23 protein-coding genes are annotated in these 24,858 nt (G+C 50.2%); 22 read left to right on the plus strand and 1 reads right to left on the minus strand.

Annotated features, from left to right (window positions below):
• Positions 1–3: 3 nt before the first annotated feature.
• The 8 genes from RYZ26_RS14560 (at position 4) to RYZ26_RS14595 (ending at position 10,265) form a co-directional block, all read left to right on the plus strand.
• Entirely contained in the window at positions 4–1,125 is a 1,122-nt protein-coding gene (locus RYZ26_RS14560) for a glycosyltransferase family 4 protein (RefSeq protein ID WP_317683959.1), read from the plus strand.
• Between the two features lie 90 nt (positions 1,126–1,215).
• Positions 1,216–3,153 (plus strand): asparagine synthase (glutamine-hydrolyzing), encoded by a 1,938-nt coding sequence (gene asnB / locus RYZ26_RS14565; RefSeq protein ID WP_317683960.1) that lies wholly within the window; start codon positions 1,216–1,218, stop codon positions 3,151–3,153.
• Positions 3,150–4,253, plus strand: coding sequence for a glycosyltransferase family 4 protein (locus RYZ26_RS14570; protein ID WP_317683961.1), 1,104 nt, complete (start codon positions 3,150–3,152; stop codon positions 4,251–4,253). The genes asnB (RYZ26_RS14565) and RYZ26_RS14570 overlap by 4 nt, the downstream gene beginning before the upstream one ends.
• Positions 4,254–5,195 (plus strand): Gfo/Idh/MocA family oxidoreductase, encoded by a 942-nt coding sequence (locus RYZ26_RS14575; RefSeq protein WP_317683962.1) that lies wholly within the window; start codon positions 4,254–4,256, stop codon positions 5,193–5,195.
• Positions 5,196–5,198: 3 nt separating this feature from the next.
• On the plus strand, positions 5,199–5,780 hold the full coding sequence (locus RYZ26_RS14580; RefSeq protein ID WP_317683963.1) for an acyltransferase: 582 nt from the start codon (positions 5,199–5,201) through the stop codon (positions 5,778–5,780).
• A gap of 4 nt (positions 5,781–5,784) precedes the next feature.
• Positions 5,785–6,903 carry a DegT/DnrJ/EryC1/StrS family aminotransferase gene (locus RYZ26_RS14585; protein ID WP_317683964.1) on the plus strand — a complete coding sequence of 373 codons (1,119 nt, stop codon included), beginning with the start codon at positions 5,785–5,787 and terminating at the stop codon, positions 6,901–6,903.
• 12 nt (positions 6,904–6,915) lie between these two features.
• A complete protein-coding gene (gene asnB / locus RYZ26_RS14590; protein WP_317683965.1) occupies positions 6,916–8,787 on the plus strand; it encodes an asparagine synthase (glutamine-hydrolyzing) in 1,872 nt (623 codons plus the stop codon).
• Positions 8,784–10,265, plus strand: a complete 1,482-nt coding sequence (locus RYZ26_RS14595) for a hypothetical protein (protein ID WP_317683966.1) — start codon at positions 8,784–8,786, stop codon at positions 10,263–10,265. The genes asnB (RYZ26_RS14590) and RYZ26_RS14595 overlap by 4 nt, the downstream gene beginning before the upstream one ends.
• On the opposite strand, the gene RYZ26_RS14600 is transcribed toward RYZ26_RS14595, so the two are convergent.
• On the minus strand, positions 10,216–10,587 hold the full coding sequence (locus tag RYZ26_RS14600; protein ID WP_317683967.1) for a GtrA family protein: 372 nt from the start codon (positions 10,585–10,587) through the stop codon (positions 10,216–10,218). The two genes, RYZ26_RS14595 and RYZ26_RS14600, sit on opposite strands and share 50 nt — an antisense overlap.
• A gap of 99 nt (positions 10,588–10,686) precedes the next feature.
• Between RYZ26_RS14600 and RYZ26_RS14605 the strand changes: the two genes are divergently transcribed.
• From RYZ26_RS14605 to acs, 14 genes are all read left to right on the plus strand, one after another.
• Positions 10,687–12,165, plus strand: a complete 1,479-nt coding sequence (locus RYZ26_RS14605; protein WP_317683968.1) for a hypothetical protein — start codon at positions 10,687–10,689, stop codon at positions 12,163–12,165.
• Position 12,166: 1 nt separating this feature from the next.
• Positions 12,167–13,144, plus strand: a complete 978-nt coding sequence (locus RYZ26_RS14610) for a glycosyltransferase (protein WP_317683969.1) — start codon at positions 12,167–12,169, stop codon at positions 13,142–13,144.
• Positions 13,145–13,153: 9 nt separating this feature from the next.
• Complete coding sequence (asnB, locus tag RYZ26_RS14615) at positions 13,154–15,004, plus strand: asparagine synthase (glutamine-hydrolyzing) (RefSeq protein WP_317683970.1); 1,851 nt, start codon at positions 13,154–13,156, stop codon at positions 15,002–15,004.
• 4 nt (positions 15,005–15,008) lie between these two features.
• Complete coding sequence (locus RYZ26_RS14620; RefSeq protein WP_317683971.1) at positions 15,009–16,220, plus strand: SGNH/GDSL hydrolase family protein; 1,212 nt, start codon at positions 15,009–15,011, stop codon at positions 16,218–16,220.
• A 1-nt stretch (position 16,221) separates the two neighbouring features.
• On the plus strand, positions 16,222–17,460 hold the full coding sequence (locus RYZ26_RS14625) for a GDSL-type esterase/lipase family protein (RefSeq protein WP_317683972.1): 1,239 nt from the start codon (positions 16,222–16,224) through the stop codon (positions 17,458–17,460).
• Between the two features lie 56 nt (positions 17,461–17,516).
• Positions 17,517–17,942, plus strand: coding sequence for an SxtJ family membrane protein (locus RYZ26_RS14630; RefSeq protein WP_317683973.1), 426 nt, complete (start codon positions 17,517–17,519; stop codon positions 17,940–17,942).
• A gap of 15 nt (positions 17,943–17,957) precedes the next feature.
• Entirely contained in the window at positions 17,958–18,107 is a 150-nt protein-coding gene (locus RYZ26_RS14635; RefSeq protein WP_317683974.1) for a DUF5989 family protein, read from the plus strand.
• A 6-nt stretch (positions 18,108–18,113) separates the two neighbouring features.
• Positions 18,114–19,955 (plus strand): carbamoyltransferase family protein, encoded by a 1,842-nt coding sequence (locus RYZ26_RS14640; RefSeq protein ID WP_317683975.1) that lies wholly within the window; start codon positions 18,114–18,116, stop codon positions 19,953–19,955.
• Positions 19,955–20,410, plus strand: a complete 456-nt coding sequence (locus tag RYZ26_RS14645) for an NUDIX domain-containing protein (RefSeq protein WP_317683976.1) — start codon at positions 19,955–19,957, stop codon at positions 20,408–20,410. The genes RYZ26_RS14640 and RYZ26_RS14645 overlap by 1 nt, the downstream gene beginning before the upstream one ends.
• Positions 20,411–20,489: 79 nt before the next feature.
• Positions 20,490–21,479, plus strand: coding sequence for an NAD(P)H-dependent glycerol-3-phosphate dehydrogenase (locus tag RYZ26_RS14650; protein ID WP_317683977.1), 990 nt, complete (start codon positions 20,490–20,492; stop codon positions 21,477–21,479).
• Positions 21,479–21,760 carry a YciI family protein gene (locus tag RYZ26_RS14655; RefSeq protein WP_317683978.1) on the plus strand — a complete coding sequence of 94 codons (282 nt, stop codon included), beginning with the start codon at positions 21,479–21,481 and terminating at the stop codon, positions 21,758–21,760. The genes RYZ26_RS14650 and RYZ26_RS14655 overlap by 1 nt, the downstream gene beginning before the upstream one ends.
• 112 nt (positions 21,761–21,872) lie before the next feature.
• Positions 21,873–22,286, plus strand: coding sequence for an EVE domain-containing protein (locus RYZ26_RS14660; protein WP_317683979.1), 414 nt, complete (start codon positions 21,873–21,875; stop codon positions 22,284–22,286).
• Positions 22,283–22,624: a Rieske (2Fe-2S) protein gene (locus RYZ26_RS14665; protein ID WP_317683980.1), complete on the plus strand. Its 342-nt coding sequence runs from the start codon at positions 22,283–22,285 to the stop codon at positions 22,622–22,624. Before RYZ26_RS14660 ends, RYZ26_RS14665 begins: the two co-directional genes overlap by 4 nt.
• 235 nt (positions 22,625–22,859) lie before the next feature.
• Positions 22,860–24,794 (plus strand): acetate--CoA ligase, encoded by a 1,935-nt coding sequence (gene acs, locus RYZ26_RS14670; protein WP_317683981.1) that lies wholly within the window; start codon positions 22,860–22,862, stop codon positions 24,792–24,794.
• Positions 24,795–24,858: the final 64 nt, after the last annotated feature.

The raw sequence follows: 24,858 nt of genomic DNA on the forward strand, positions 1-24,858 counted from the left end.
GTGATGGAAAAGCAGAAACTGAAAATCTGTTTGTTGGCAGCAGCAAACAGCAGTCATACCTACCTGCAATCTGGCATTTTACAAAGCTTTGGTCATGAGGTGACGTTGGTTTCCCCCGATGCAGGCCGTGTGCCCGACGGCGTGCGCCATGTGCCGTGTGCGGTTGAAAATACATCCGGGATCATGGGCAAGCTGAAGTGGCTTTATCAAATCTACAAGGGTGTACGCTCGGTCAAGGCGGATGTCTATCACGCTCATTACGCCGCAGAATTAACCACCTGGATGGCTGCCTTGGTGGGGAAGCGCCCGTTGGTCATCAGCTGTCTGGGTGGTGACGTTTTGTTTGAAGAACAGGGATCACAGGGCCCCATCGGGGAATGGTTGACCAAATGGTCCTTGAAGAAATGTGATCATATCACGGTTGTGTCCAATTTCTTAGGTGATGCGGTTGAAGGTTTTGGCATTTCGCGGTCTAAAATCCAACGGGTGGTCTGGGGCGTGAACCACACGATCTTTGGCCCTAAGGATGGGCAGAAAAATTACCGGGATCTGTGGCAGGTTGCAGATGATGCGCAGATTATTTTCAGCCCGCGTATGCTGAAACCTTTTTATAATCAGGCCATGATGGTGGATGCCCTAAAGCGGGTGGTGAAAGTCTGCCCCAAAGCCGTGCTGGTCTTTTCCACCTACAATCAGGATGAGGGTTTCCGAAAAGAGCTGGAAGCACAAATTTCTGCTGAAGGGCTGAGCGAAAACGTACGGTTCGCCCCACCCATGAACCAACAGGAAATGGTTATTGCCTATAACACGGCGGACCTGGTCTTAAGCCTGTCGCCATCGGATGGAACGCCTGTGTCGATTATGGAAGCCATGGCCTGTGGCACGCCCGTTGTGATGACTGATCTAGACCGTTATCAGGAATTTTTCACTCACGCTGAAACCGGCTATTTCACGCCATTGGATGCTGAAAAAGCGAGTGAAGGTATCATCGCGCTGTTGCAGGGTCGTACCTTATATGAGCGATTGCAGAGCCAGGCGATGGCTGTGGTGAAGGAAAAAGCTGATTTACATTCTCAGTCGCGTTTATTAGAAGAGTGTTCCTACCGTTTACTTGACCGCACATAGTTGGCTTTTCATGATTTTTCCACGCGCAATCAAATTTGTACCTGACGCTTTTGGCGTTGCGATTGTGTGTCAAATCCGGGGGAATAGCTGATGTGTGGCATTGCCGGGCTGCTTCTTCCCCAAGGAATAACGGTTGATCCCGCTGATCTGACCCTGTTTTCTGAAAAACAACACCATCGCGGGCCGGATGATTATGGCTTTCTGGGCTGGCAGCAGGGCAATCACCCCATTGAAATTTCGCGCAATGTTCAGCAGGTGGCAGAAAAAGCCAATGTGGCTTTTGTCCATCGCCGTCTGACCATCATTGATGAAACCGAAGGCGGGTGGCAGCCGATGAAAAGCCAGTGTGGCGGCTATGCTCTGTGCTTTAATGGGGAGATTTATAATTATCTCGAACTGAAGAAAGAACTTAAAGGACAAGGGGTTAGCTTTAAATCTCAAAGTGATACCGAAGTTCTGTTAAACGCCCTGATCCATTGGGGCGTAGAAAAGACTTTGCCGCGCCTGACAGGTATGTTTGCCTTTTCATTTTTAAATAGTAATGAACAGACAGTGACACTGGCACGCGACCCCTTTGGCATCAAGCCGATGTCTTATGTGGCCTATCAAAACGGCATTGCTTTTGCCTCTGAACTCACCACATTGCTGGCGTTGAATAGTTTTAAACGCACGATCAATGCGCAGGCTTTGTATAATTATCTGCGTTTTGGCTTTACCGATATGGGCGCAAAAACCCTGTTTGATGGGGTAAGCCATCTGCAGCCCGCCCATTACGCGGTTGTTGATCTGAATAATATCGCCATTAACCCACGGCGCTATTGGGCACCGACTATTCAGAAAACCACGGATATTTCCTATCAGGAAGCCACCAGCCATTTGCGCGACCTGTTTATGGACACGGTTAATCTGCATTTACGATCTGACGTTCCGGTTGGGGCGGCATTGTCCGGCGGGGTGGATTCTTCCGCTGTCGTAATGGCTATGCGTCAGTTAAAAGGTGATGACCTTAATCTCCATACGTTCAGCTTCATCGCACCGGGCGAAGCCATGGATGAAGAAAGCTGGGCGGATATTGTGGGCCAATCGGTGGGCGCGACCATGCATAAGGTTCAGTCCAACGGGCAGGAACTGATCAATGATCTGGACCATATCATTGAACGTCAGGGCGAACCGTTTGGCACCACCAGTATTTATGCCCAATATCGTGTTTTTGGTTTGGCAAGGTCAAAAAATGTCCCGGTTACGCTGGATGGGCAGGGGGCTGATGAAATTTTGGCCGGATATGTTCCTTTTATCGCGGCCAGATTGGCGACAATGCTGAAACGTGGGGAAATTTTGCGGGCAAAAGCCGTTCTGAACAATGCTTTGGCGACATCCGGGTCCAAATCCGGTGTGATTTTGCGCGCCATGCGGTTTTTGCTGCCCGGTGTTCTGCAGACCTTGGGACGGCGCATGGTTGGGGAAAAACTGGTGCCGGATTGGATGAATGCCAGCTGGTTTGAGGGGCGAAACGTTTCTTTGAAAGCCTTGCAAAAACCCATTCAGGGCGATGTGCTGCGTCATGAATTAAAAGAAAGTCTGGTCACCCGGGTTCTGCCGTCGCTTCTGCGTTATGAAGATAGAAATTCCATGGCCCATTCCATTGAAAGCCGGGTGCCGTTTCTGACAACGAAGATTGTCGATTTCCTTTACAGCCTGCCGGAAGACTATCTGATTGATGATCAGGGTCGGACCAAAGCTGTGTTCCGCGATGCGATGCGCGATATCGTTCCGGATTCGATTCTAGGTCGGCGTGACAAGATCGGTTTTGCGACACCAGAAGAAACCTGGATGGGGCAGGCGAAACCCTGGCTGGAAGATGTGCTGGCAAGTGATCGGGTGAAAGAACTGCCGTTTTTGCAGCAATCGGTCTTTCAGGCAGAAATTCAGGCCGTTCAGCGCGGGGACAAGGCCTTAAGTGGTGAAGTCTGGCGCTGGATCAATCTGGTCCGCTGGGCAGATACGTTTGATGTGGATTTTGTATCATGAAGTTAATTTATCTCAGTCCCGAACCGGAACGCCAAGGCCATGCGTCCTACACGCACGTGCATGAGATTATCAATAATCTCAAGAAAATGGACTGGGACATCGATCTTTATTGCCCGCGCTATGATGAAAAAGCCTTGCCCGGTGCGGTGTCTCGTTTGAAAGAGATTGGCAAGACCCTGTGGCGCGCGATGCGAGGGGGCAAACCAGATGCCTATTACATGCGCTGGCATTTTGCCGCCTGGCCGCTGGCTTTTTGGGCAAAATTGCGCGGCGTACCGTGTGTGATTGAAATCAACGGCCCGGTGGATGATCTGTTTATTGCCTGGCCGATTACGCGCAAAGCCAAATGGCTGTTTCGCTGGTTGATGGAAAGCCAACTAAAATGGGCAGCGGGATTGGTTCCTGTGACAGGTGGACTGGGTGAAGTTTGTCGCAAGGTTGTGGGTGACCAAAAACCCATGTCGGTGATCCCGAACGGGGCAAATACCGATCAGTTCAGCCCGGAAGCTGCTCATCAGGAAAATGACTATACCAGGGACTTGCCTGAAAAATTCTGCATTTTCTTTGGCACCATGGCGGCCTGGCAGGGGATCAGGACGGTTTTGGCGGCGGTGGAAAGTGATACATGGCCGAAAGACCTGCCGATTTATCTGGCAGGTGACGGGGCTGAGCGTCCTCATGTGGAAGAAGTGGCAGCGCGTCAGCCGGATCTGGTGAAATATCTGGGTCGCATCCCGTACGAACATTTGCCCAGCCTTGTGGCACGCGCTCAAACCTCCTTTATCTGTACAGAAAATCTGGAAGGACGCGGATCGACCGGATTGGCCCCGCTCAAGCTGTTTGAAAGCCTTGCCTGCGGGGTTGCGGTGGTCGCAACCGATATGCCGTTTCAGTCCGATGTTGTCAGGAATGGGCAATGCGGATACATTGTGCCTGCGGGCAGTCCGGATGAACTGGCAGCGACGGTAAACAAGCTTGTTTCAGGCGCAGATGAGCGGCTTGAAATGGGCAAAAATGCGCGGCGCGTGGCAGTGGAGGAACATTCCTGGTATGCGCGTGCGAAAGATACACACGACCTTTTAAAAACGGTAGTAAAATAAATGACGAATTATGCATTGATCGGCGCGGCGGGATATATTGCCCCCCGCCACATGAAAGCCATTAAGGAAACAGGCGGCGATCTTCTGGCGGCACTGGATACCAGCGACAGTGTTGGCATCATCGACAGCCATTTCCCCGATGCACGCTTTTTTACCGAATTTGAACGGTTCGACCGGCATATCGACAAGATCACACGTGCAGGCAACGGTCTTGATTATGTCAGCATCTGTTCGCCCAACTATCTGCATGATGCCCATTGCCGCTTTGGTCTGCGCAATGATGCCGACGTCATTTGTGAAAAACCATTGGTGCTGAACCCCTGGAACCTTGATGGTCTGGAAGAGATGGAACGCCACACAGGCAAGAAAGTCTATTCCATCCTGCAATTGCGCCTGCATGACGCCATCATCAAGCTGAAAGAAAAGATCGAAAGCGCGCCCAAAGATCATACATTCGATGTGGACCTGACATATATTACGTCACGCGGTGGCTGGTATCATGTGTCCTGGAAAGGGGATGAGCCAAAATCCGGCGGGATTGCGACCAACATCGGTGTGCATTTCTATGACATGTTGTCTTTCGTCTTTGGTCCGATGAAGACCAACGTGGTTCATCAGCGCACGGCCAAACATTCTGCAGGCTACCTTGAATTTGAACGCGCACGCGTGCGTTGGTTCCTGTCTGTGGACCGTAACGACCTGCCTGCCCATACGCCCGAAGGTCAGACGACATATCGTTCCATCACCGTTGATGGGGATGAGGTTGAATTTTCCGGTGGCTTTACCGATCTCCATACGCTTTCTTATCAGGATATCCTTGATGGCGGCGGCTTTGGTATTTCTGATGTGCGCCCGGCGATTGAACTGGTGGCCAACATCCGCACCATGGACCTGACACCACAAAAGGGTGAACAGCATCCCTTTGCCCAGGAAAAGGCCTGAGTGATGGGGAAAGCACCAAGTTTCGATGGCGTAACAATACATGAAAGCGCCTATGTGGATGAACCGTGTGAGATCGGGGCGGGGACCAAAATCTGGCACTTTTCCCACGTTCTTGGCAACACGACTATCGGTAAAAACTGCGTGCTGGGCCAGAATGTGGTGGCCGGACCCCATGTACAGATCGGCAACAACTGTAAAATCCAGAATAACGTCAGTGTCTATAAAGGCGTGGTGCTGGAAGACGGTGTGTTCTGTGGACCCTCTTGCGTTTTCACCAACGTAAATAACCCACGGGCCGAGATTGAACGCAAAGATGAGTTTCGCGAAACCCGGGTGAAACGCGGCACGACCATTGGCGCCAATGCGACTATTGTTTGTGGCGCAACCCTTGGCGAATATAGTTTTATTGCAGCTGGTGCCGTTGTGGCAGGCGATGTTGTACCTTATGCCTTGATGGCAGGCGTTCCGGCCAAACGCATCGGCTGGATGAGCAAGGCGGGTGGTAAGCTGGGCACAGATTTAAAATGCCCCATCGAGGGCACCCAATATCAGGAAACAGCAGACGGCCTGCTGATTGAGGCTTAAAACCATGGGTATTCCCTTTATCGACCTTCAGGCCCAACGTCGCGCCCTTGGTGACAAAATCAATCAGGCCATGCAGGATGTGCTGGAACGCGGGGATTTTATCCAGGGTCAGGCGGTCCGCACGTTCGAAGCGGAACTGGCAGAATTTACAGGCGTGGCCCATGTGGTCAGCTGTGCCAACGGAACGGACGCGCTGACCTTGGTTGGCATGGCCGAAGGGCTTGGTAAAGGCGATGCGGTGTTTGTGCCATCATTCACCTTCGTTGCAACAGCCGAAGCCTTTTCCTTGCTGGGTGTCACGCCCTTCTTTGTCGACGTGCTGCCCGATACTTATAATTTGGACCCACAAAGCCTGAAGCAGGCCATTACGGAAGCCAAACAATCTGGCCTGACCCCGCGTATGGTGGTGGCTGTTGATTTGTTCGGACAGCCAGCAAATTATCCTCAACTGGCTGAAATCACAAAAGAAAATGGTCTGATCCTGCTGGCAGATGCCGCGCAATCTTTGGGTGGGCAGATTGGTGATCAGAAAGTCGGTATCCTGGCCGATTACACCACCACAAGCTTTTTTCCGGCTAAGCCTTTGGGCTGTTATGGTGATGGCGGGGCGATCTTGTGTGAGGATGTAAACAAGGCTGCGCTATTGAAATCCCTGTCCCAGCATGGCAAAGGCACAGAGAAATACGATAATGTGTGCATCGGGCTGAACAGTCGCCTAGACACTCTGCAAGCTGCCATTCTTTCCGTGAAACTCTCTGTCTTTGCGGAAGAACTGGAAAAGCGCCAGATTGTGGCAGATCGCTATACCAACGCGCTGCATAATGTTGTCAAAACACCATTTGTTTCGGATGGGTATCAATCTGCCTGGGCGCAATATACCTTGCGTGTGGAAGACCGTGAGGGATTGAAAGCGCACCTGGCAGAAGCAGGCATCCCCAGTGCAGTCTATTACCCCATGCCCTTGAATAAACAAACCGGATATAAATCCGATCCGGTGGTCAGCACAGGTGTGGAAGTTTCAGAAGTGGCCGCAACGCAGGTGCTGAGCCTGCCCATGCATCCTTATCTGGAAGAAGACGTACAGTCCCAAATCATCACGGCCGTTGAGGCCTTTTATCGCTAGGAAATAAACGACATGTGTGGATTGGTTGGTTTTTTAGGGCAGGGCAAAGGCGCAGACGAGGCAGCCCAGCTGCTAGAAAAAATGACCGACCAGATCATTTCGCGTGGACCGGATGATCAGGGCCATTGGGTGGATGACACGGGCATTGCCCTTGGTTTTCGTCGTCTCTCTATTCAAGACTTATCGCAGGCCGGGCACCAACCCATGGCGTCCGCTTGCGGGCGTTATATGATGGTCTTTAACGGCGAAATTTATAATTTTCAGGACCTGCGCGCAGAGATTGAAGGTGAAAACTGGACAGGCCATAGCGATACCGAAGTTATCCTTGCACTGATCAGCCGTATCGGCTTTGAAGCCACGCTTGCAAAACTGAACGGCATGTTCGCCATTGCGCTTTGGGATAAGCAGGATCAGCGCCTGTTTCTGGCCCGTGATCGCATGGGGGAAAAGCCGCTTTATTATGGGTCAGAAAAGGGCACGTTCTTTTTTGCGTCTGAAGTCCGTGCCCTGAAACCCCATCCTGATTTTACGGCGACGATTAATCCCAAGGCTGCAAACGCGTACTTTCGCTTTGCCTATGTGCCGGACCCGCTCTGTATCTATGAAAATTTTGCTAAGCTGGAACCGGGGCATTTTCTGACGGTGAAAGCAGGCGAAGCGCCAAAGGTTCAGGCTTTCTGGAAGCCAGAAGATGAATTTATCAAGGCGCGTAGCAATCCATTTGCTGGTTCACGCGACGAAGCGACAGCAGAACTAAAGAAACGTCTGTTGAAAGGTGTGGAACAGCGCATGGTGGCTGACGTTCCGGTTGGTGCGTTTTTGTCGGGCGGGATCGACAGTTCCACCGTTGTCGGGCTGATGAATGATGTGGCTCCGGGTCGGGTGCGCAGTTTTGCCATCGGGTTTGATAATCCGCGCTTTGATGAAAGTCCACATGCCGAAGCGGTGGCCGAACATCTAAAGACCGATCACACCACTTTTAAAATGTCTGAACAGGATTGCCTGGATGTGATCCCGAGCTTGCAGGACGTCTATGACGAACCGTTTTCTGATCCATCGCAGGTGCCAACCACACTTTTGTGTCGTCTGGCGCGTCAACATGTGACGGTCACCATGGCAGGTGATGGCGGGGATGAACTTTTTGGCGGCTATGGGCGTTATTGGGATGCGGCGAAACATTGGCGCAAGGTTCATCACATGTCGGGCTTTCGAAAGGGCCTGAACAAGAAAATCCTCATGTCCATGGCCCATAGCCCGTCACGTATGGCGCGGCGTTTTCGCAAGAAACTCAATCGCTTGTATCATGAAACGCCAGCTGAGTATTACGCCAACCATATGAGCCGCTGGCGCATGGATGAAGGGCTGTACCGCGCAGATCAGCTGGCCCATAATATTTATGATGAACCGTTGGTGGATGGTGAGGACGTTTCGCTGGAACGTAGCCTGATGCATCGCGATACCGTGGCCTATTTGCCCAGCAATCTGTTGGTCAAGACAGATCGCGCCAGCATGTCCACCAGTCTGGAAATCCGCGCGCCTCTGCTGGATCATGACCTGATCGAATTTATCTGGTCTTTGCCCGATGCTTATACGGTCGATGATCATAAAAAGGGGATTTTGCGCGATGTGCTTTATCAATATGTTCCTCCTGCAATCGTAGATCGCCCTAAACAAGGGTTTGAACCTCCGCTGATTGACTGGCTGCGTGGGCCTTTAAAAGATTGGGGGGATGATTTGCTATCGATCAGCCGGATCAAGGATAATCCTTATTACAACGCCGATGTGGTGCAAAGCCGTTGGCAGGATCACCGTAGCGGCAAACGCGCTTGGACCTATCCTTTGTGGACGGTTTTGATGTTTGAAGCCTGGCTGGATCAACAATGAGCCTAACGGGGACGCACCAGAAAGTTCTTTGGGCTTTTTTTGCCGCAGTTGTGGGATTAAAAGCGGTTTTTCTCGCGATTTACGGCCCCATGCATTTGCCCGACAGCGGTGGCTACACGCGCTTTGCCGACTGGATTTTGAACGACACCCAATGGCGTACCAGCCTTGATCTGAAAGATTACTGGTATCCGCCGTCGGGTTTTCGATCCATCGGCTATCCAGCCTTTATTGCGCTGATGAAACTGATCGCCAGCAACAGTTATGACTGGCTGGTGGTTTTTGTACAGATGGGCCTGTCCCTGTTTGTGACTTATCGGCTGATCACACTTGCCCTGGCCTTGAAGCTGTCGTTTTATGTCGCCCTGTTTGTCGGGGCAACACATGCGATCAGCCTTGGGTTTTTGCTGGATCAATGTGTCTTAACCGACAGTCTGAATGCCAATATTTTGCTGTGCGCAACCTTGATCATGGCGCAGGGAATTGTGGAAAAACGCCCTGTAAACTGGCAGGCCATGATCACGGTCGGTTTATTGGTTGCGCTGGCGTTTCTGATCCGTGAAGCAGGCAGTTATCTGCAGTATCTTTATTGGCCGCTGGCGTTTTGGTGGTTGTTCAGGACGGTGGAACGCTGGAAACAACGCGCGCTGTTGTTTGCCTGTCTGATCCTGCCCATGATCATCTTTACCCAAAGTTATAAAACCTGGAACCAGATGCGCACGGGGGAACGGTTTGTCACCACGGCCGGGCAGACAACGGTCTTTTTCCCGGTGCTGGAATTGAAAAAGCGCGGAATCAATGCATTTGAAAATGATCCCTACCTGAAGGACATGCCGCCTTATCATGAACCGCTTTGGCGCGTGGCCCCGTTGCAGAATATCCGGGTTATCAATACTCATCTGGTCAAGGAACATGGCTGGGATGCGTTGGATGTGTCGCGCTATGCCTTTAAGACATTCTTCCGTTTATGGATGGAACGCCCCGCCGATATGGCGAAGATTACCATGGGGGCAATCTCTCTCAATCAGGCCTTCATGCCCTTGTCCCCTGTGGAAACCGCGCTGACCTATCCTTTCTGGGAAACGGAAAGAAAGCCGTTTTGGGATAAGATGGAACTGACCTACAAGGTAAGAGATTTTGGCCGTTATGATTTGCTGGCCGCTTACGTGGCACGTCATGCAGAACGAGTTGTCAGCTTTTTTATCACGATTTGTTTTGTGTTGGCTGTCCCGGTTTTGATCATCAGACAGGGGATTAAATCAGGTTTCAGATTTACCGAGATGGACCAGAATCTCGTTCTATTCGGCCTGTTTTGGCTGATATATATCGGTTTTACCGGGGCTTATGCGCTGGTAAATCTGGAACAGCGCTATCTCCTGTCAGTCTTTCCGCTTTGCACCTTGTCTGGTGTCTATCTCTGGACCCGGTTCTTTAGTTGCGAAGCGAGCCTTTTAGAACAAGGCGAGAGCCAACAAAGTTGATCGGGATGCCGACCAATGTGACGATCAGGATGGCAGGATAGCGATCGATCCCGGCGAGATCGACACAGACGTACAGTACGGTTCGCCCGATCAGGTAGGAAAATCCGTAGAAAGCAAAGTAAAGCATCAGCTTTCTGGCGTTTAGATCCACATCAAAGGTCTTTTTGGAATTGAGCGCCCAGGAAATACCTGTGCCCACTGCAAAGGCAATGGCAAAGGCGGGTTGGTGGCTCATAAACGATAAGGCCCCCCAATAGACCAGCCAGTGAATGACCGTATTGATAAGCCCGACGATGAGAAAACTGATCATCTCTTTTTTCATGGGGCGCACCTTATACCATGACTGCCAAAAGAAAAACCCTTTACCCCTTTTGTGATTGCATTATAAGTCACAACGGGTTTTATGAGGCTGGATATGGTTTTGAGCGATCAACAACGAAAAGTGTTTTGGGGTTTTGGCCTGGCGATCATTGCCATTAAGGCTGTGTTCTTGTTTGGTTATGGCCCCGTGATCTCGCCGGATAGTGCGGGATATACCAGTTACGCTGACATGATCCTGAATGAAACGGCCTGGATGCATAGCGTTGATCTGACCAATTATTGGTATCCGAAAACGGCTTTTCGGTCCATCGGCTATCCGGCTATCATTGCTTTTACCAAAATGCTATCGCCTGATTATTTCGGCTGGATCCTTGTGCTGGCCCAGATGGTCTTGTCGCTTTTCATCAGCTATATGCTGTTTAAACTGGCCCTGGACATGAGCAACCGCTTCGGCCTTGCCCTGTTTGTGGCGTTTGCCCACGCTATGGGGCATGGCTTGTTGCTGGATCAAAGTGTGCTGACTGACAGTCTGAATGCCAATTTGATCCTGCTTGCCTTGATTATTGTCGGGCGCGGGATTGTGGGGCGGATTGATCCAAAGGCGGGCCAATTGATCTTGGCTGGTTTATTGATAGCTATTGCATTTCTGATCCGTGAATCGGGTAACCAGTTGCAGATCCTATACTGGCCGTTTGTGATCTGGTGGCTGGTGTCCATTTCGCAAAGCTGGGGGCGTCGTATCGTCTTGTTTCTATGTTTCATCGCCCCGATGGTGATCTTTACTCAAGGATACAAGACTTGGAACGATTATCGCACGGGGGAACGCTTTATCACGACCGCAGGCCAGACCACCATGTTTTTTCCGGCGGTGGATATGCAGTCACGCGGCGTCAATGCCTTTGAAAACGACCCTTATCTGAAGGACAAACCGGCATATTTTCAACCGATGGACCAGCGTACTGATTTGCAGCATGTTGGTACGATCAATCACCATTTGGTCAAAACATATGGCTGGAACGCGCTGGATATTTCGCGCTATGGCTTTAAGAAATTTGTCGATTACTGGCTGGAATATCCCGTTGACATGCTGGTGGTGACCTTTTCCAATATCCGGGAAAAACAGGCCTTTAATGCCTTTATGCCATTTGAAGCAATGATGAGCATTGATTTCTGGGCAACGGGCACAAAACCATTTCAGAAAAAACGTGACCTGTTTGAAAAGGTGAAACAGGACAATCGCTATGATTTGCTGGCAGCCTATATCGGGCGCAATATTGCCCGCGTAATATCGATTGTGCTGACGGTTTGCCTGATCTTTGGGGTTCCATATTTTACAATTCGACATTTTATCGCCCAAAAATTCAGAGTTTCCGAAATCCGGCCTGATTGCATGCTGATTTTTATGTTTTGGCTGGTTTATTTGGGCTATACATTTGCCTTCGCGATGGTTCATCTGGAACAGCGTTATCTCATGCCGGTCATTCCTTTGGGGACATTGGCCGCGATGATGATTTTAACCGGACCATTTGATCGCATCAGAACAAAGCTTGGCGGGCTAAGAAACAGGGGATCGCGCTAACATGGCTATTGACGACAAAGCATCTGAAATTGAGCTTTCGGTTATTGTTCCGTTTTATAACGAGGAAGATAATATCCGCCCGCTTTATGAAGAAATTCGCGATATTCTGGTCAAAATTGGCCGCTCGTATGAAATGGTCTTTGTAAACGATGGTTCCAAGGACAAGACGCTGGAACGCGGCCTTGAGATCGCAAAAGAAGACCCGCATGTCCATATGATCGACCTGCTGCGCAACTATGGTCAGACAGCAGGCCTGATGGCAGGGCTGGATCATGCAAGCGGCAAGATCATTGTCTCCATGGATGGTGATGGTCAGAACGATCCGGGCGAAATCCCCAAGCTTCTGGAAAAACTGGATGAAGGTTATAGTGTGGTTTCCGGTTGGCGTGCAGACCGTCAGGACAAGGAATTTACCCGCAAGCTGCCCAGCCGTATTGCCAACTGGTTGATTTCAAAAGTGTCTGGCGTGCATCTGCATGACTATGGCTGTGCGTTGAAAGCTTATAAGCGCGAGGTGGTGGAACAGGTGCGCCTTTATGGGGAAATGCATCGCTTCATTCCGATCTATACCGTCTGGCAGGGTGGTAAGATCGCGGAAGTCCCGGTTAATCACCGCGCCCGTGTGCATGGGGAATCAAAATACGGGCTGAACCGAATTTTCAAGGTTTTGCTGGACCTGTTCCTGGTCATGTTTATGGAACGCTATATGACCAAGCCGATCTATATTTTCGGTGGCTTTGGTTTCCTGTCTTTGGCCCTTTCCGGTGGCTGTGCGCTCTGGGCGATTTGGTTGAAAATCTTTGATGGCACGTCCTTCATCCTGACGCCATTACCGACATTGGTCGGGACCTTCTTTACCACGGGCGTTTTGTGTATCCTTATGGGGTTATTGGCAGAATTGCTGATGCGGACCTATTTTGAAGCCCAGGATAAAAAGATTTACCAAGTTAAAACCCATAATAACTTCCCAAAAGAATAAGTAAAATTTATGTGTGGGATTGCAGGATTTTATGGTCCGGGTGACCGGGAAGACCTTCAGCGTATGGCAGATGCGATAAGGCATCGCGGGCCGGACGGGGACGGGTTTTATAAGGCCCCAGATCAACCCCTGCATCTGGCGCACCTTCGTCTGTCCATCATGGATTTGGAAGGCGGCAAACAGCCGATGACCAATGAAGATGGCACCGTCTGGGTGACTTTTAATGGGGAAATCTATAACCATGAAGAGCTGCGCGCTGAGCTGAAATCCAAAGGCCATGTCTTTGCCACCGATCACAGCGATACCGAAGTGCTGGTTCATGGTTGGGAAGAATGGGGGGAAGAATTGCCCCTTAAACTGAACGGTATGTTCGGTTTTTCCATTTATGACCAGAACCAAAACTGTCTGTTCTTGGCGCGCGACCGTTTTGGGGAAAAGCCGCTTTATTGGGCGCAGCAGGGTGACCTCTTTGCGTTTGGATCAGAACTGTCTGTTTTTGATCAGCATCGCCAGTTTAAAACTGCGATTGATCGCACGGCCCTGAAGAAGTTTTTCGCTTATGGCTACATCCCATCGCCTTACAGCTTTTATCAGAATTGCCAGAAGCTCAAACCGGGCCATTGGTTGCGCTTTGATCTGAAAGACCAGAAGGTTGATCTCAAGGCCTATTGGCAGTTCCGCATCAATGTGGCTGATAACCCGCCAAGCTTTGATGAAGCGGCAGAAGAGATTGAACATCTGCTGAAACAATCGGTTAAACGCCGTTTGATGAGTGACGTGCCCTTGGGTGTGTTCCTAAGCGGCGGCGTGGACAGTTCTGCCGTTGCTGCCGCCATGTGTTCCATGCGTGATCCGGCATCGGTTAAAAGCTTTGCCATCGGGTTTGAGGAAAAATCTTTTGATGAGTCTGAACATGCGCGCTTTATGGCCAATGCCTTGGGCAGCGATCATCATGAAAAAATCCTCGACTTCAATCAGGCGCGCGGGCTGATTGGCGATGTGTTTGCCAAGCTGGATGAACCGATGGGTGATGGCTCTCTTCTCCCCACCTATCTGTTATGCGAATTTGCCCGTCAGAAAGTCACCGTGGCCTTAAGCGGCGATGCGGGGGATGAAATCTTTGCAGGCTATGATCCGTTCAAAGCCCTGAAACCTGCGTGCCTCTATAACAGCGTCATGCCCGGCTTTGCCCATAAAGGCATGAAGGCCCTGGTTGATCTGATCCCGAAATCAGGTAAGAACATGAGTTTGGATTTCAAACTGCGCCGGGTCTTGATGGGGCTGGATTATGGCCCGGAGCTGTGGAACCCGGTCTGGATGTCACCGCTGACCAAATCCGATATTGATGATTTGTGTCATGAACCGACCAGCCTGGATGAAATCTACGGCGATGCCATGGCGCTTTGGCAGGAAGATGCCCATAAGGGTGTGGTGGATAAATCCTTGGAATTTTTCACCAATTTCTATTTGCCGGACGACATTCTGACCAAGGTGGATCGCGCTGCCATGATGAACGGTTTGGAGGCAAGATCCATCTTTCTGGATAATGATCTGGTAGATTTTGCCCGCACGCTTCCGGCGGAATACAAGTTCGATGGCAAGACCACCAAGAAAGTGCTCAAGAAAGCGGTGGAACGACTGGTGCCGCAGGATATCCTGAACCGACGCAAAAAAGGTTTTGGCATTCCGTTGATGGCCTGGATGAAGGATGTGGACTTATCCGCCAGCAAGGCTGTGGATTATGGCTTGAATGAAACCGTGGTCGCAGGCAATATTTCGGCCCATCAAAGCGGGCAAAAGGATTATCGTTTCTTTTTGTGGAACTGGATGATCCTGCAGAATTTCAAATCACAGGGGTAGGGTGATGTCGAAAAGTGTTTCTTATGCGCTAACCATTCTGGCGACGGTCTTTTTGGTGGCCTTGATTGCTGGGGGCTACTATCTGGGCAACAAGTTCGCTTTTAAGGATGTGGGCAAAGTGACGCGCAACATCAATATGCCCGTGACCCTTCATTTCGCCATGCACCGCCATGATGCTGATAAAATCGACGATCCGGCCATCGCCGATATGTATGCGAGCCTTTATGAGCTGGAAAAACCAACCCGCGAAAAGATTGAAACCACCCTGCAAAATGTGGTGTGGGAACCTGCTTTGACCCCGGAACCTTTTGTCGGCCACAAGCTGAAAAAAGACCAGCAAGGCCTGATGCAGGCCAATATCCATGGTTTCCGTGATGGACGTGATGATCTGTCAGTAAAGCCTGAGGATGTGGTGCGTATCTTTATCACAGGCGGGTCCGTGGCCTTTGGCGCGGGGGCAAAAAGCGACGCCGATACGATCTCTGCCTATTTCGAAAAGATGCTGAATGACGAGGTTGCGCCTAAAACAGGTTATCGTTATCAGGTCATCAACACAGGCATTCCGGCCTGGGCAACCACGCAGGAACGGATTTTGATCGAAAACAAACTGGTGGATTTGAAACCGGATGTGATCTTGATGTTTTCCGGCAATAACGATGTGCATTGGGCGCTGATTGAAACGGAAGATCCCGCCAATTTCTGGTCTTATTATGATCGCAACTTCGTTTTGCTGGTCAATAACACCAATCAGAAACTGGGCTATGGCCCGGCTGTGGCTGATTTCAGCCTGCAAAATGACCGTCCAAGCTGTGGTCGCGTGGCAGAAGTGGCCAAACGCAATGTGTCGCTGGCGGCGCACGTGACGGAAATGTCCGGGGCAAAATTGATCTTTGCTTTGCAGCCCAATATCTTTACCAGCGGGAAAATCCTGACAGCGGCAGAACAGAAGTTGGTGCAGCGTTATCGTGACGGGGCGAAGAAAGAAAAGCCGATCTGGTTGGAATGTTATCAGGATTTACGTGATGAACTCGGCGCGATTGATCAGGGAAATTATGAATTCCGCGATTTCTCAACCGCTTTTTCTCACATGAAGGATGACCGCGAAGTCTTTCTGGATGCCTATCACTTCGCCAATTTGGGCAATCGGGAAATTGCAAAAGCCTTTTTAAAGCAGATCGACTGGTCGATCCTCACACCTGCCGCAGGGATGAAGTAATATGAGCAACCAATTAAAACTCCTTCTCTGGATCGTAACTGGGTTGTTTGTGGCCGGGCTGTTGTTCTTTGGCGGGTTGCGTGTCATTGGTGCCCATAACAGGGATTGGGCCATTGGTGCAGGGGTGCTTTATGCCTTGCCGATTATCCTGATCCTGATCCCGCGTACCGGAACGCGTACCACTGGGGCGTGGATTGGGGTTTTCTTACTCATTGAATTTATCCTGTCCATCACCATTCATGATACGGACTATCACACCATGGTGCCGAACCTGGATGAAAAGCTGGAAGTCGTTGGGGATGTCATGCCTGGCTTTGCAGGCATTCAGCAAATCACCACGGATCATAAAGGTTTCCGCGTCACCCGTGATGTGGATTATGACAATAAACCGGACAATGCCTATCGTATCTTTGCTGTGGGGGCATCGACCACCGCGCAGGATTATCTGGGCGATGAAAAGACCTGGACCCATCAGTTGCAGCAGCATCTGCAGGCAGATATGGCGGACAAGCAGGTGGAGGTCATCAACACCGGGCTTTCGGGCCTGCGCGCTGAACAGAATGTCTCCACCTTGAAGAATATTCTGGCGTACGATCCGGACATGGTGGTGTTTTTGCTCGGCATCAATGACTGGAACCGTCAGATCCGCCATGAACTTTCCGATGGTCTGGCGCGCAAACATTTCTTTGAACAGTATCAGCCGGAAAAATCTTTGATCGGCACAGCCGTGCAGGCGATCCGGGCCAAGGTCCGTGCGGCCAGAAAAGCGGGGAAGCCCGTGCCCAAGAAAGAAATTCAGAAAGCGGATGGGAATTATTACGCCAAACACAATCGCTCGTTCGAGCGGCGCACGCTGAAACCTTTCGATGTGACAGCCGTGTCGGAAAACTATGATGATGCGGTCACCGATTTGATGGAATTGTGTCAGGCATTTGAGGTGAAATGCGTCTTTCTCACCCAGCCAACTGGATACCAAGAGGGGGCAGAAAAAGAAATTGTCGATCGTTTCTGGATGACTCCGCCGGAAGAGGCTTACACGGTTGGCATGACGGGTGTGCAGAAAATCTCTCAGCTCTATAACAATTATCTGATTGAAAAGTCGAAAGAATTCGGCCACCAAAGTTGTGATATCGCCAAAGATGTACCGCCGACCACCGAATATATGTATGACGATTGCCACTATAACGAAAATGGCGCACGCCATGTGGCAGAGCTTGTCTATCGCTGCATCGCCAAATAACTTGCTTTCATTATAAAGAATAGATAAAAAGCCTTAGCAGTTTTTAGGTGGGTAGAATGCACGAAGAACATCAGTCAACACATGAGATAGAAACCTCTTCGGATCGAAGCTTTGGTCTGACAGTAGGGGGGATTCTTGCTTTGATCGAGGCGTATCGCCTTTGGTCCAATGAAACGCTGGATACGCTAGGCATTGTCCTTTTGGCAATTGCGGCACCCTTGTTGCTGTTTGGTCTGATCTATCCGAAAATTCTGGCACCGCTCAATAAAGCCTGGATCAAGCTTGGCTTTATCATGTTCAAGATCGTCAATCCAATCATCATGTTCCTGATCTATGTGCTGACCATTGTGCCCATCGGCCTGATCATGCGTCTGTTTGGTAAAGACCCGATGCGCATGAAGCTTGAACCAGACGCTAAATCCTATTGGATCGAACGCGATCCGGCAGGTCCCAGCCCTGAATCCATGAAAAATCAATTCTAAAGAGATCGAAGAAAAATGGCCTTTATTGCAGAACTCTGGGCGTTCATGAAAGAGCGCAAAAAATTCTGGCTTTTGCCCATCATTGTTGTGATGGTCTTGTTTGGCGGCTTGTTGGTCTTGGCCCAGGGGTCTGCCGTTGCGCCATTTATTTATACGTTATTCTAGGATCATATGATGCGCATTCTCGGTATTTCCGCTTTTTATCACGATAGCGCTGCGGCCTTGCTTGTCGATGGCACCATTGTTGCCGCTGCACAGGAAGAACGTTTCACGCGTAAGAAACATGATCCGGGCTTCCCGAAAAATGCTATTGAATATTGCCTGGAAGAGGCAGGCATTACCATGGCGGATGTGGATTTTGTTGCTTTCTATGACAAGCCGTTCCTGAAATTTGAACGCCTGCTGGAAACCTATCTGGCCTTTGCGCCAAGCGGGTTTCGCTCGTTCAAAACAGCCATCCCCGTTTGGATGAAGGAAAAGCTCTTCCAGAAAGACTTCCTGCGCAAGGAATTCAAGAAATACGATCCTGACTTTGACTGGATGAACAAGCTTCTGTTTGCAGAACACCATCAAAGTCACGCAGCTTCTGCCTTTTATCCCAGCCCGTTCGAAGAAGCCGTTGTGCTGACCATGGATGGTGTGGGTGAATGGGCAACAACATCGGTTGCCATTGGCCGTGGCAACAAAATGGAGATGGTGAAGGAAATTCACTTCCCGCACTCGCTGGGTCTTCTCTATTCCGCTTTTACCTATTACACGGGTTTCCGGGTCAATTCCGGGGAATATAAAGTGATGGGTCTGGCCCCTTATGGGGAGCCTAAATATAAAGACCTGATCATGGAAAATATCATTGATGTGAAAGAGGATGGCTCTTTCCGTCTGGATATGTCCTATTTCAACTACTGTACCGGCCTGACCATGACGAACCAGAAGTTTGCAGATCTGTTTGGCAAACCTGTGCGCTCTCGTGACGGGGAAGACCTTGAACAGTTCCATATGGATATCGCGGCGTCCGTTCAGGCGGTCACCGAAGAAGTTGTCCTGCGTCTGACCAAGTCTTTGGCAGAAGAATACGGCATCAAGAACCTGTGTATGGCAGGCGGTGTGGCGCTGAACTGTGTGGCAAACGGTAAAGTCCTGCGCGACGGGGCGTTTGAAAATGTCTGGGTTCAGCCGGCCGCCGGGGATGCAGGTGGCGCATTGGGTGCGGCTATGACCGCACATTTCCACCATAAAGGCGGCGCGCGTGTTGCCGATACGGGTAAAGACTTTATGCGCGGATCATATCTGGGTCCGGTGTATGAGCAAAAAGATATTGAAAAACGCCTGACTGAGGCAGGTGCGGTGTTTGAAGTTATGTCTGATGAAGACACAATTTCTGCCACTGCAGATGCCATGGCTGCTGAACGTGCCATTGGCTGGATGCAAGGACGTATGGAATTTGGCCCGCGTGCGCTTGGTGGTCGATCCATCATTGCCGATCCTCGCTCACCAAAAATGCAGAAGACCTTGAACCTGAAGGTAAAATATCGTGAATCTTTCCGTCCGTTTGCGCCATCAGTGTTGGCAGAAGATGTGTCAGACTGGTTCCAGCTGGAAGGCGAAAGTCCATATATGCTGATGGTGGCGGATGTCCATAAGGACAAGCAAAAAGAAATGACGGCGGAACAGGAAGCCCTGTTTGGGATCGAAAAGCTGAACGTGCCACGTTCTGACATTCCGGCGGTAACTCACGTTGATTATTCTGCACGTATTCAGACCATTCATACCGATACCAACCCACGTTTCCATGCGGTTGTGTCTGCCTTTAAGGAACGCACAGGCTGCCCGGTGTCGGTGAACACCAGCTTTAACGTGCGCGGTGAACCAATCGTCAATACCCCGGAAGATGCGTTCCGCTGTTTTATGGGGACCGAGCTTGACAACCTGGTGGTTGGCAATTGTTTCCTGAAAAAAGAAGATCAGGACGAAAAGCTCAAGCTCGATTATAAAAATGCGTTTGAATTGGATTAATGGTCAATTCGTTTCTGGATAAATCATCTTTGAAAATGGGTGATGCGGTTGCCCTTATTCTTCTGACTGAAGACGGAGAATATGTGTTGCAGCATCGTGATGATATTGAAGGTATCTGGTATCCCAACAAATGGGGCTGCTTTGGTGGTGGTGTCGATGAAGGTGAGACACCGCAACAGGCGCTGGAACGGGAAGTCAGGGAAGAAATCGGTTTTGTACCGAAAAAAATGACACCCTTTTGCAGCCTTGATTTTGATTTAAGTGATGCGGGAGAACGTATCTATTATCGTAGATATTACACAGCAACATTAAATGCAGAAGAATTTCGTCAAATACAATTGGGTGAAGGACGTGCATTTGCGAGCTTTCAGCCAGAAAAACTGGATCAGGATGTGTCATTGACGCCGTATGACAGCTTCGCACTCTTGCTGCATTACAAAAAATCTGGACACTAAAGACGTAATGTTCCAATTTGTCGGTCAAACATTCTTAAATCGATAGTTCTTTAATAAATAACGTTCAAACAGGAAATCTATGGCAAAAGTTGGTGTGATCGGTGCAGGGGCGTGGGGGACGGCTCTCGCTTGTGCGGCTCAGCGTGCGGGGAATGACGTTCTTATTCAGGCCCATGAACCCGAAGTCGCCGAGGCGATCAACCGCAGCCATTCCAACCCGATTTATCTGCCCAATACAAGTCTGGATGCCAATATCAAGGCGACAGCTGACCTTGTCGATCTTTCTGACAGTGATGTGATCTTGATGGTTGCACCTGCCCAGTTTGTGCGCGCAACAGCCAAACAGCTTAAGTCTGTGATCAAGGTGGGCACACCGCTTTTGATCTGCGCCAAAGGGATTGAACTGGACAGCGGCAAGATCATGAGCGAGATTTTGGATGAAGAACTGCCCGATGTTGAAATCGGCATTCTGTCCGGCCCGACCTTTGCCAGTGAAGTTGCCAATGCGTTGCCCTCTGCCTGTACTCTTGCGATGGAAAGTATGGAACGGGCCATGGTGGTGGGTAAACTTGTCGGGTCCAACCGTTTTCGTATCTACGCCAGTGATGATGTGGTCGGCGCGCAAATTGGTGGGGCAGTGAAGAACGTTTTGGCCATTGCAAGTGGCATGGTGTCGGGCAAAGGTTTTGGTGATAATGCACGCGCGGCCCTGATTACCCGCGGGATTTCAGAACTGGCCCGTTTGGGTGTGGCCAAGGGTGCGAAATCAGAAACATTGATGGGATTATCCGGGATGGGCGATTTGACGCTGACCTGCAATTCCATGCAATCACGAAATTTCTCCCTCGGGGTGGCTTTGGGCCAGGGGGAAAAGCTGGATGATATCCTGAAGGTACGTAAAGCCGTGACCGAAGGGGTTTATACAGCACGTTCTGTCTGTAAACTGGCAGAAACACTTGGTGTGGAAATGCCGATCTGTATCGCTGTGAACAAAATTTTAAACGAGGGAGCTGACATCAATCAGGTGGTTGATAACCTGCTGGCCCGTCCATTTAAGGAAGAACTCTGATGCTTTATGTCATTAAATGCGTTGATAAGCCCGATCACCTCCAGGTGCGCCTGGACAACCGCCCCGCCCATGTGGATTACCTGAAATCTTACGGTGAAAAACTCTTTGCGGCAGGTCCGACCCTGGCGGAAGAAGATGACAATATGAATGGTTCTGTTGTGATCCTTGACCTGGAAAATTTGGCTGAAGCGCAGGATTTCTGTGATAACGATCCTTACGCCAAAGCAGGTCTGTTTGAATCTGTGAGCATTTCCAAATGGAAGAAAGTGCTGCCTGCATAACAAAATTGTCATCCCGCACTTGTTGCGGGACAATCTTTGGAAGGAAGGCAAATTTGCACAACAGGTTGTCCCGGAATAAATCCGGGATGACAGGTAGGGGTGAAGCGGAAAAATGAATTATTGGCTTGTTAAATCCGAACCCAACAGCTGGTCGTGGGACGATCAGGTGGCAAAGGGTGTGGAACATTGGGATGGCGTTCGCAATCACCAGGCCAGTAATTTCATGAAAGACATGGCTATTGGTGATCGCGCCTTCTTTTATCATTCCGGTAAGGAAAAAGGCGTCGTTGGTGTGGTTGAAGTGGTCAAAGAGGCTTATCCGGATCATACCGATGAAAGTGGTCGTTTCGTCATGGTGGATTTTAAGGCACTGTATCCTTTTACTCGGATGGTCTCCTTAAAAGAGATCAAGGCGGAACCACGCCTCAGTGAGATCGCCTTGTTAAAACAGTCCCGGCTGTCGGTCATGCCGATCCCGGCCGAGGCCTGGAAAATTATTTGTGAAATGGGAGAGACAGACGCATGAGTGATCATCGCCTTTGCAACATCAACGATGTGGAAGAAGAAGACAGCAAAGAATTTGTCATTCCCAACGAAGAAAACGGCACCTCCGTCTTGGCTGTCAAAAAGGATGGCATCTTCGCCGTCTACAAAAATATCTGCCCGCATCTGGGTGTGCCGATGAACCTGGAACCGGACCGATTCTTGGATGTTGAAAAGAATTTTATCCTCTGTTCCACTCATGGCGCTCTATTTAAAATTGATGATGGGGAATGCGTTCACGGCCCTTGCCTGGGCAAATCCCTTACCCGGATACCGTTCGAGTTGCGCGGTGAAGAAGTCTTTGTAGCCAAGGACTTGTAAGCCCTTTTAGACAGAGGGTTTTAGGGCTTATCTGTACGTAGTAATTGGTATCACCTATTTTAAAATTTTGTTGCGTTTGCGAAGAGTGATTTATTCACTTGTTTCGTGTGAACTTTCTGACATAATCAGGCCTCAGTGCAGTGCGAAACAAAAAGCGATGCACAGGCACATAAGTTTAACCGAAGCACGAAAATACGTGCTCACAACTCGACACACCTAGGGAGATTCGCAAGAAATGTCCGACATTTATCCTGTCAATCCAGAAATTGCCGCTAAAGCCCATGCAGATAACGACAAGTATCTGGAAATGTATAAACAGTCCGTTGATGATCCAGAAGCATTCTGGGGCGAACACGGCAAGCGAATCGATTGGTTCAAGCCATATACGAAAGTTAAAAATTCCTCATTTGACGGCAACGTAGACATCAAATGGTACGAAGACGGTACCACAAACGTCGCGCACAACTGCCTGGATCGTCACCTCGAAAAGCGTGGTGATCAGGTTGCTATCATCTGGGAAGGCGACGACCCATCTGATTCTGAAAACATCACATATAAAGATCTTCACGAACGTGTGTGTAAGCTGGCAAATGCCATGAAAGCACAAGGCGTTGGCAAAGGTGACCGTGTAACACTTTACCTGCCAATGATCCCTGAAGCTGCTGTTGCGATGCTCGCTTGTGCGCGTATCGGTGCGATCCACGCAATTGTATTTGGTGGGTTCTCACCTGACGCCCTGGCTGACCGTATCAAAGGGTCTGGTTCCAAAATGGTAATCACAGCGGACGAAGGTCTGCGTGGTGGCCGTAAGGTTCCATTGAAAGCCAACGCTGACATCGCCATGGACCGCGAAGGCGTTGAGTCTTGTATCGTTGTAAAACGTACAGGCGGCGACATCGACATGAAAGACGGTCGTGACGTATGGTACGAAGAAGTAACGGGTGCAGCGTCTGCTGATTGCCCGGCTGAAGAAATGAACGCGGAAGACCCACTGTTCATTCTTTACACTTCTGGTTCTACAGGCATGCCAAAAGGTGTTCAGCACTGTACAGGTGGTTACCTCGTATATGCAGCTATGACACACCAGTACATCTTTGATTACCATGAAGGCGACATCTACTGGTGTACAGCTGACGTGGGTTGGGTAACCGGTCACTCCTACATCGTTTATGGTCCGCTGGCGAACGGCGCGACAACACTGATGTTTGAAGGTGTTCCAAACTATCCTTCCTTCTCCCGTTTCTGGGACGTTTGTGAAAAGCACAAAGTAAATATCTTCTACACGGCACCAACTGCGATCCGCTCGCTGATGCGTGAAGGTCCTGAGCATGTAGAAAAAGCTGATCTGTCCAGCTTGCGCGTTCTGGGTTCTGTAGGTGAACCGATCAACCCTGAAGCCTGGAACTGGTACAACGAAGTTGTCGGTAAAGGTAAATGCCCAATCGTTGATACATGGTGGCAGACTGAAACTGGCGGGATCCTGATCTCACCACTGCCAGGTGCGACAGACCTGAAACCAGGTTCTGCAACACGTCCATTCTTCGGTGTTGAACCACAACTGGTTGACAATGACGGCAACGTTCTTGAAGGCGCAACAGACGGTAACCTGTGTATGACAACCTCCTGGCCTGGCATGATGCGTACATGTTTCGGTGATCACGAGCGTTTCATCCAGACGTACTTCTCTACATATGCTGGCAAGTACTTCACAGGTGACGGCGCACGTCGTGACGAAGACGGCTACTACTGGATCACAGGTCGTGTTGATGACGTGATCAACGTATCCGGTCACCGTATGGGGACAGCTGAAGTCGAATCTGCACTGGTTGCGCACCCGAAAGTGGCAGAAGCCGCTGTTGTTGGTGCACCACACGACCTTAAAGGTCAGGGCATCTACGTTTACGTAACGCTGAACGCAGGTGAAGAACCATCTGATGATCTGAAGAAAGAGCTGGTCAAATGGGTTCGTGCCGAGATCGGCCCGATCGCTTCACCTGATTGGCTGCAGTGGGCACCAGGCCTGCCGAAAACACGTTCCGGTAAAATCATGCGCCGTATCCTGCGCAAGATCGCCGAAGACGATTTCGGCTCCCTGGGTGATACATCCACACTGGCAGACCCAGGCGTTGTTGATGAACTGATCGACAACCGTCAGAACCGTCAGGACTAATTTTAGTCACTGATCTAACGGTCTATTCTAAGTTAAAGACCTTCTCGCTTGCGGGCGTGGAGGT

Origin of the sequence: Terasakiella sediminum (genome assembly GCF_033100395.1) — a bacterium.
GTDB lineage: Bacteria > Pseudomonadota > Alphaproteobacteria > Rhodospirillales > Terasakiellaceae > Terasakiella.

What these genes read in the sequence shown, in the direction of transcription:
- RYZ26_RS14560 (WP_317683959.1), top strand. Translation starts at nt 4, where the DNA reads ATGGAAAAGCAGAAACTGAAAATCTGTTTGTTGGCAGCAGCAAACAGC.
- RYZ26_RS14635 (WP_317683974.1), top strand. Translation starts at nt 17,958, where the DNA reads ATGGCCTTTATTGCAGAACTCTGGGCGTTCATGAAAGAGCGCAAAAAA.
- RYZ26_RS14585 (WP_317683964.1), top strand. Translation starts at nt 5,785, where the DNA reads ATGGGTATTCCCTTTATCGACCTTCAGGCCCAACGTCGCGCCCTTGGT.
- RYZ26_RS14630 (WP_317683973.1), top strand. Translation starts at nt 17,517, where the DNA reads ATGCACGAAGAACATCAGTCAACACATGAGATAGAAACCTCTTCGGAT.
- RYZ26_RS14570 (WP_317683961.1), top strand. Translation starts at nt 3,150, where the DNA reads ATGAAGTTAATTTATCTCAGTCCCGAACCGGAACGCCAAGGCCATGCG.
- RYZ26_RS14640 (WP_317683975.1), top strand. Translation starts at nt 18,114, where the DNA reads ATGATGCGCATTCTCGGTATTTCCGCTTTTTATCACGATAGCGCTGCG.
- RYZ26_RS14610 (WP_317683969.1), top strand. Translation starts at nt 12,167, where the DNA reads ATGGCTATTGACGACAAAGCATCTGAAATTGAGCTTTCGGTTATTGTT.
- RYZ26_RS14655 (WP_317683978.1), top strand. Translation starts at nt 21,479, where the DNA reads ATGCTTTATGTCATTAAATGCGTTGATAAGCCCGATCACCTCCAGGTG.
- asnB (WP_317683970.1), top strand. Translation starts at nt 13,154, where the DNA reads ATGTGTGGGATTGCAGGATTTTATGGTCCGGGTGACCGGGAAGACCTT.
- asnB (WP_317683965.1), top strand. Translation starts at nt 6,916, where the DNA reads ATGTGTGGATTGGTTGGTTTTTTAGGGCAGGGCAAAGGCGCAGACGAG.
- RYZ26_RS14600 (WP_317683967.1), bottom strand. Translation starts at nt 10,587, where the DNA reads ATGAAAAAAGAGATGATCAGTTTTCTCATCGTCGGGCTTATCAATACG.
- RYZ26_RS14665 (WP_317683980.1), top strand. Translation starts at nt 22,283, where the DNA reads ATGAGTGATCATCGCCTTTGCAACATCAACGATGTGGAAGAAGAAGAC.
- RYZ26_RS14575 (WP_317683962.1), top strand. Translation starts at nt 4,254, where the DNA reads ATGACGAATTATGCATTGATCGGCGCGGCGGGATATATTGCCCCCCGC.
- RYZ26_RS14620 (WP_317683971.1), top strand. Translation starts at nt 15,009, where the DNA reads ATGTCGAAAAGTGTTTCTTATGCGCTAACCATTCTGGCGACGGTCTTT.
- RYZ26_RS14625 (WP_317683972.1), top strand. Translation starts at nt 16,222, where the DNA reads ATGAGCAACCAATTAAAACTCCTTCTCTGGATCGTAACTGGGTTGTTT.
- RYZ26_RS14645 (WP_317683976.1), top strand. Translation starts at nt 19,955, where the DNA reads ATGGTCAATTCGTTTCTGGATAAATCATCTTTGAAAATGGGTGATGCG.
- RYZ26_RS14595 (WP_317683966.1), top strand. Translation starts at nt 8,784, where the DNA reads ATGAGCCTAACGGGGACGCACCAGAAAGTTCTTTGGGCTTTTTTTGCC.
- RYZ26_RS14650 (WP_317683977.1), top strand. Translation starts at nt 20,490, where the DNA reads ATGGCAAAAGTTGGTGTGATCGGTGCAGGGGCGTGGGGGACGGCTCTC.
- RYZ26_RS14580 (WP_317683963.1), top strand. Translation starts at nt 5,199, where the DNA reads ATGGGGAAAGCACCAAGTTTCGATGGCGTAACAATACATGAAAGCGCC.
- asnB (WP_317683960.1), top strand. Translation starts at nt 1,216, where the DNA reads ATGTGTGGCATTGCCGGGCTGCTTCTTCCCCAAGGAATAACGGTTGAT.
- acs (WP_317683981.1), top strand. Translation starts at nt 22,860, where the DNA reads ATGTCCGACATTTATCCTGTCAATCCAGAAATTGCCGCTAAAGCCCAT.
- RYZ26_RS14660 (WP_317683979.1), top strand. Translation starts at nt 21,873, where the DNA reads ATGAATTATTGGCTTGTTAAATCCGAACCCAACAGCTGGTCGTGGGAC.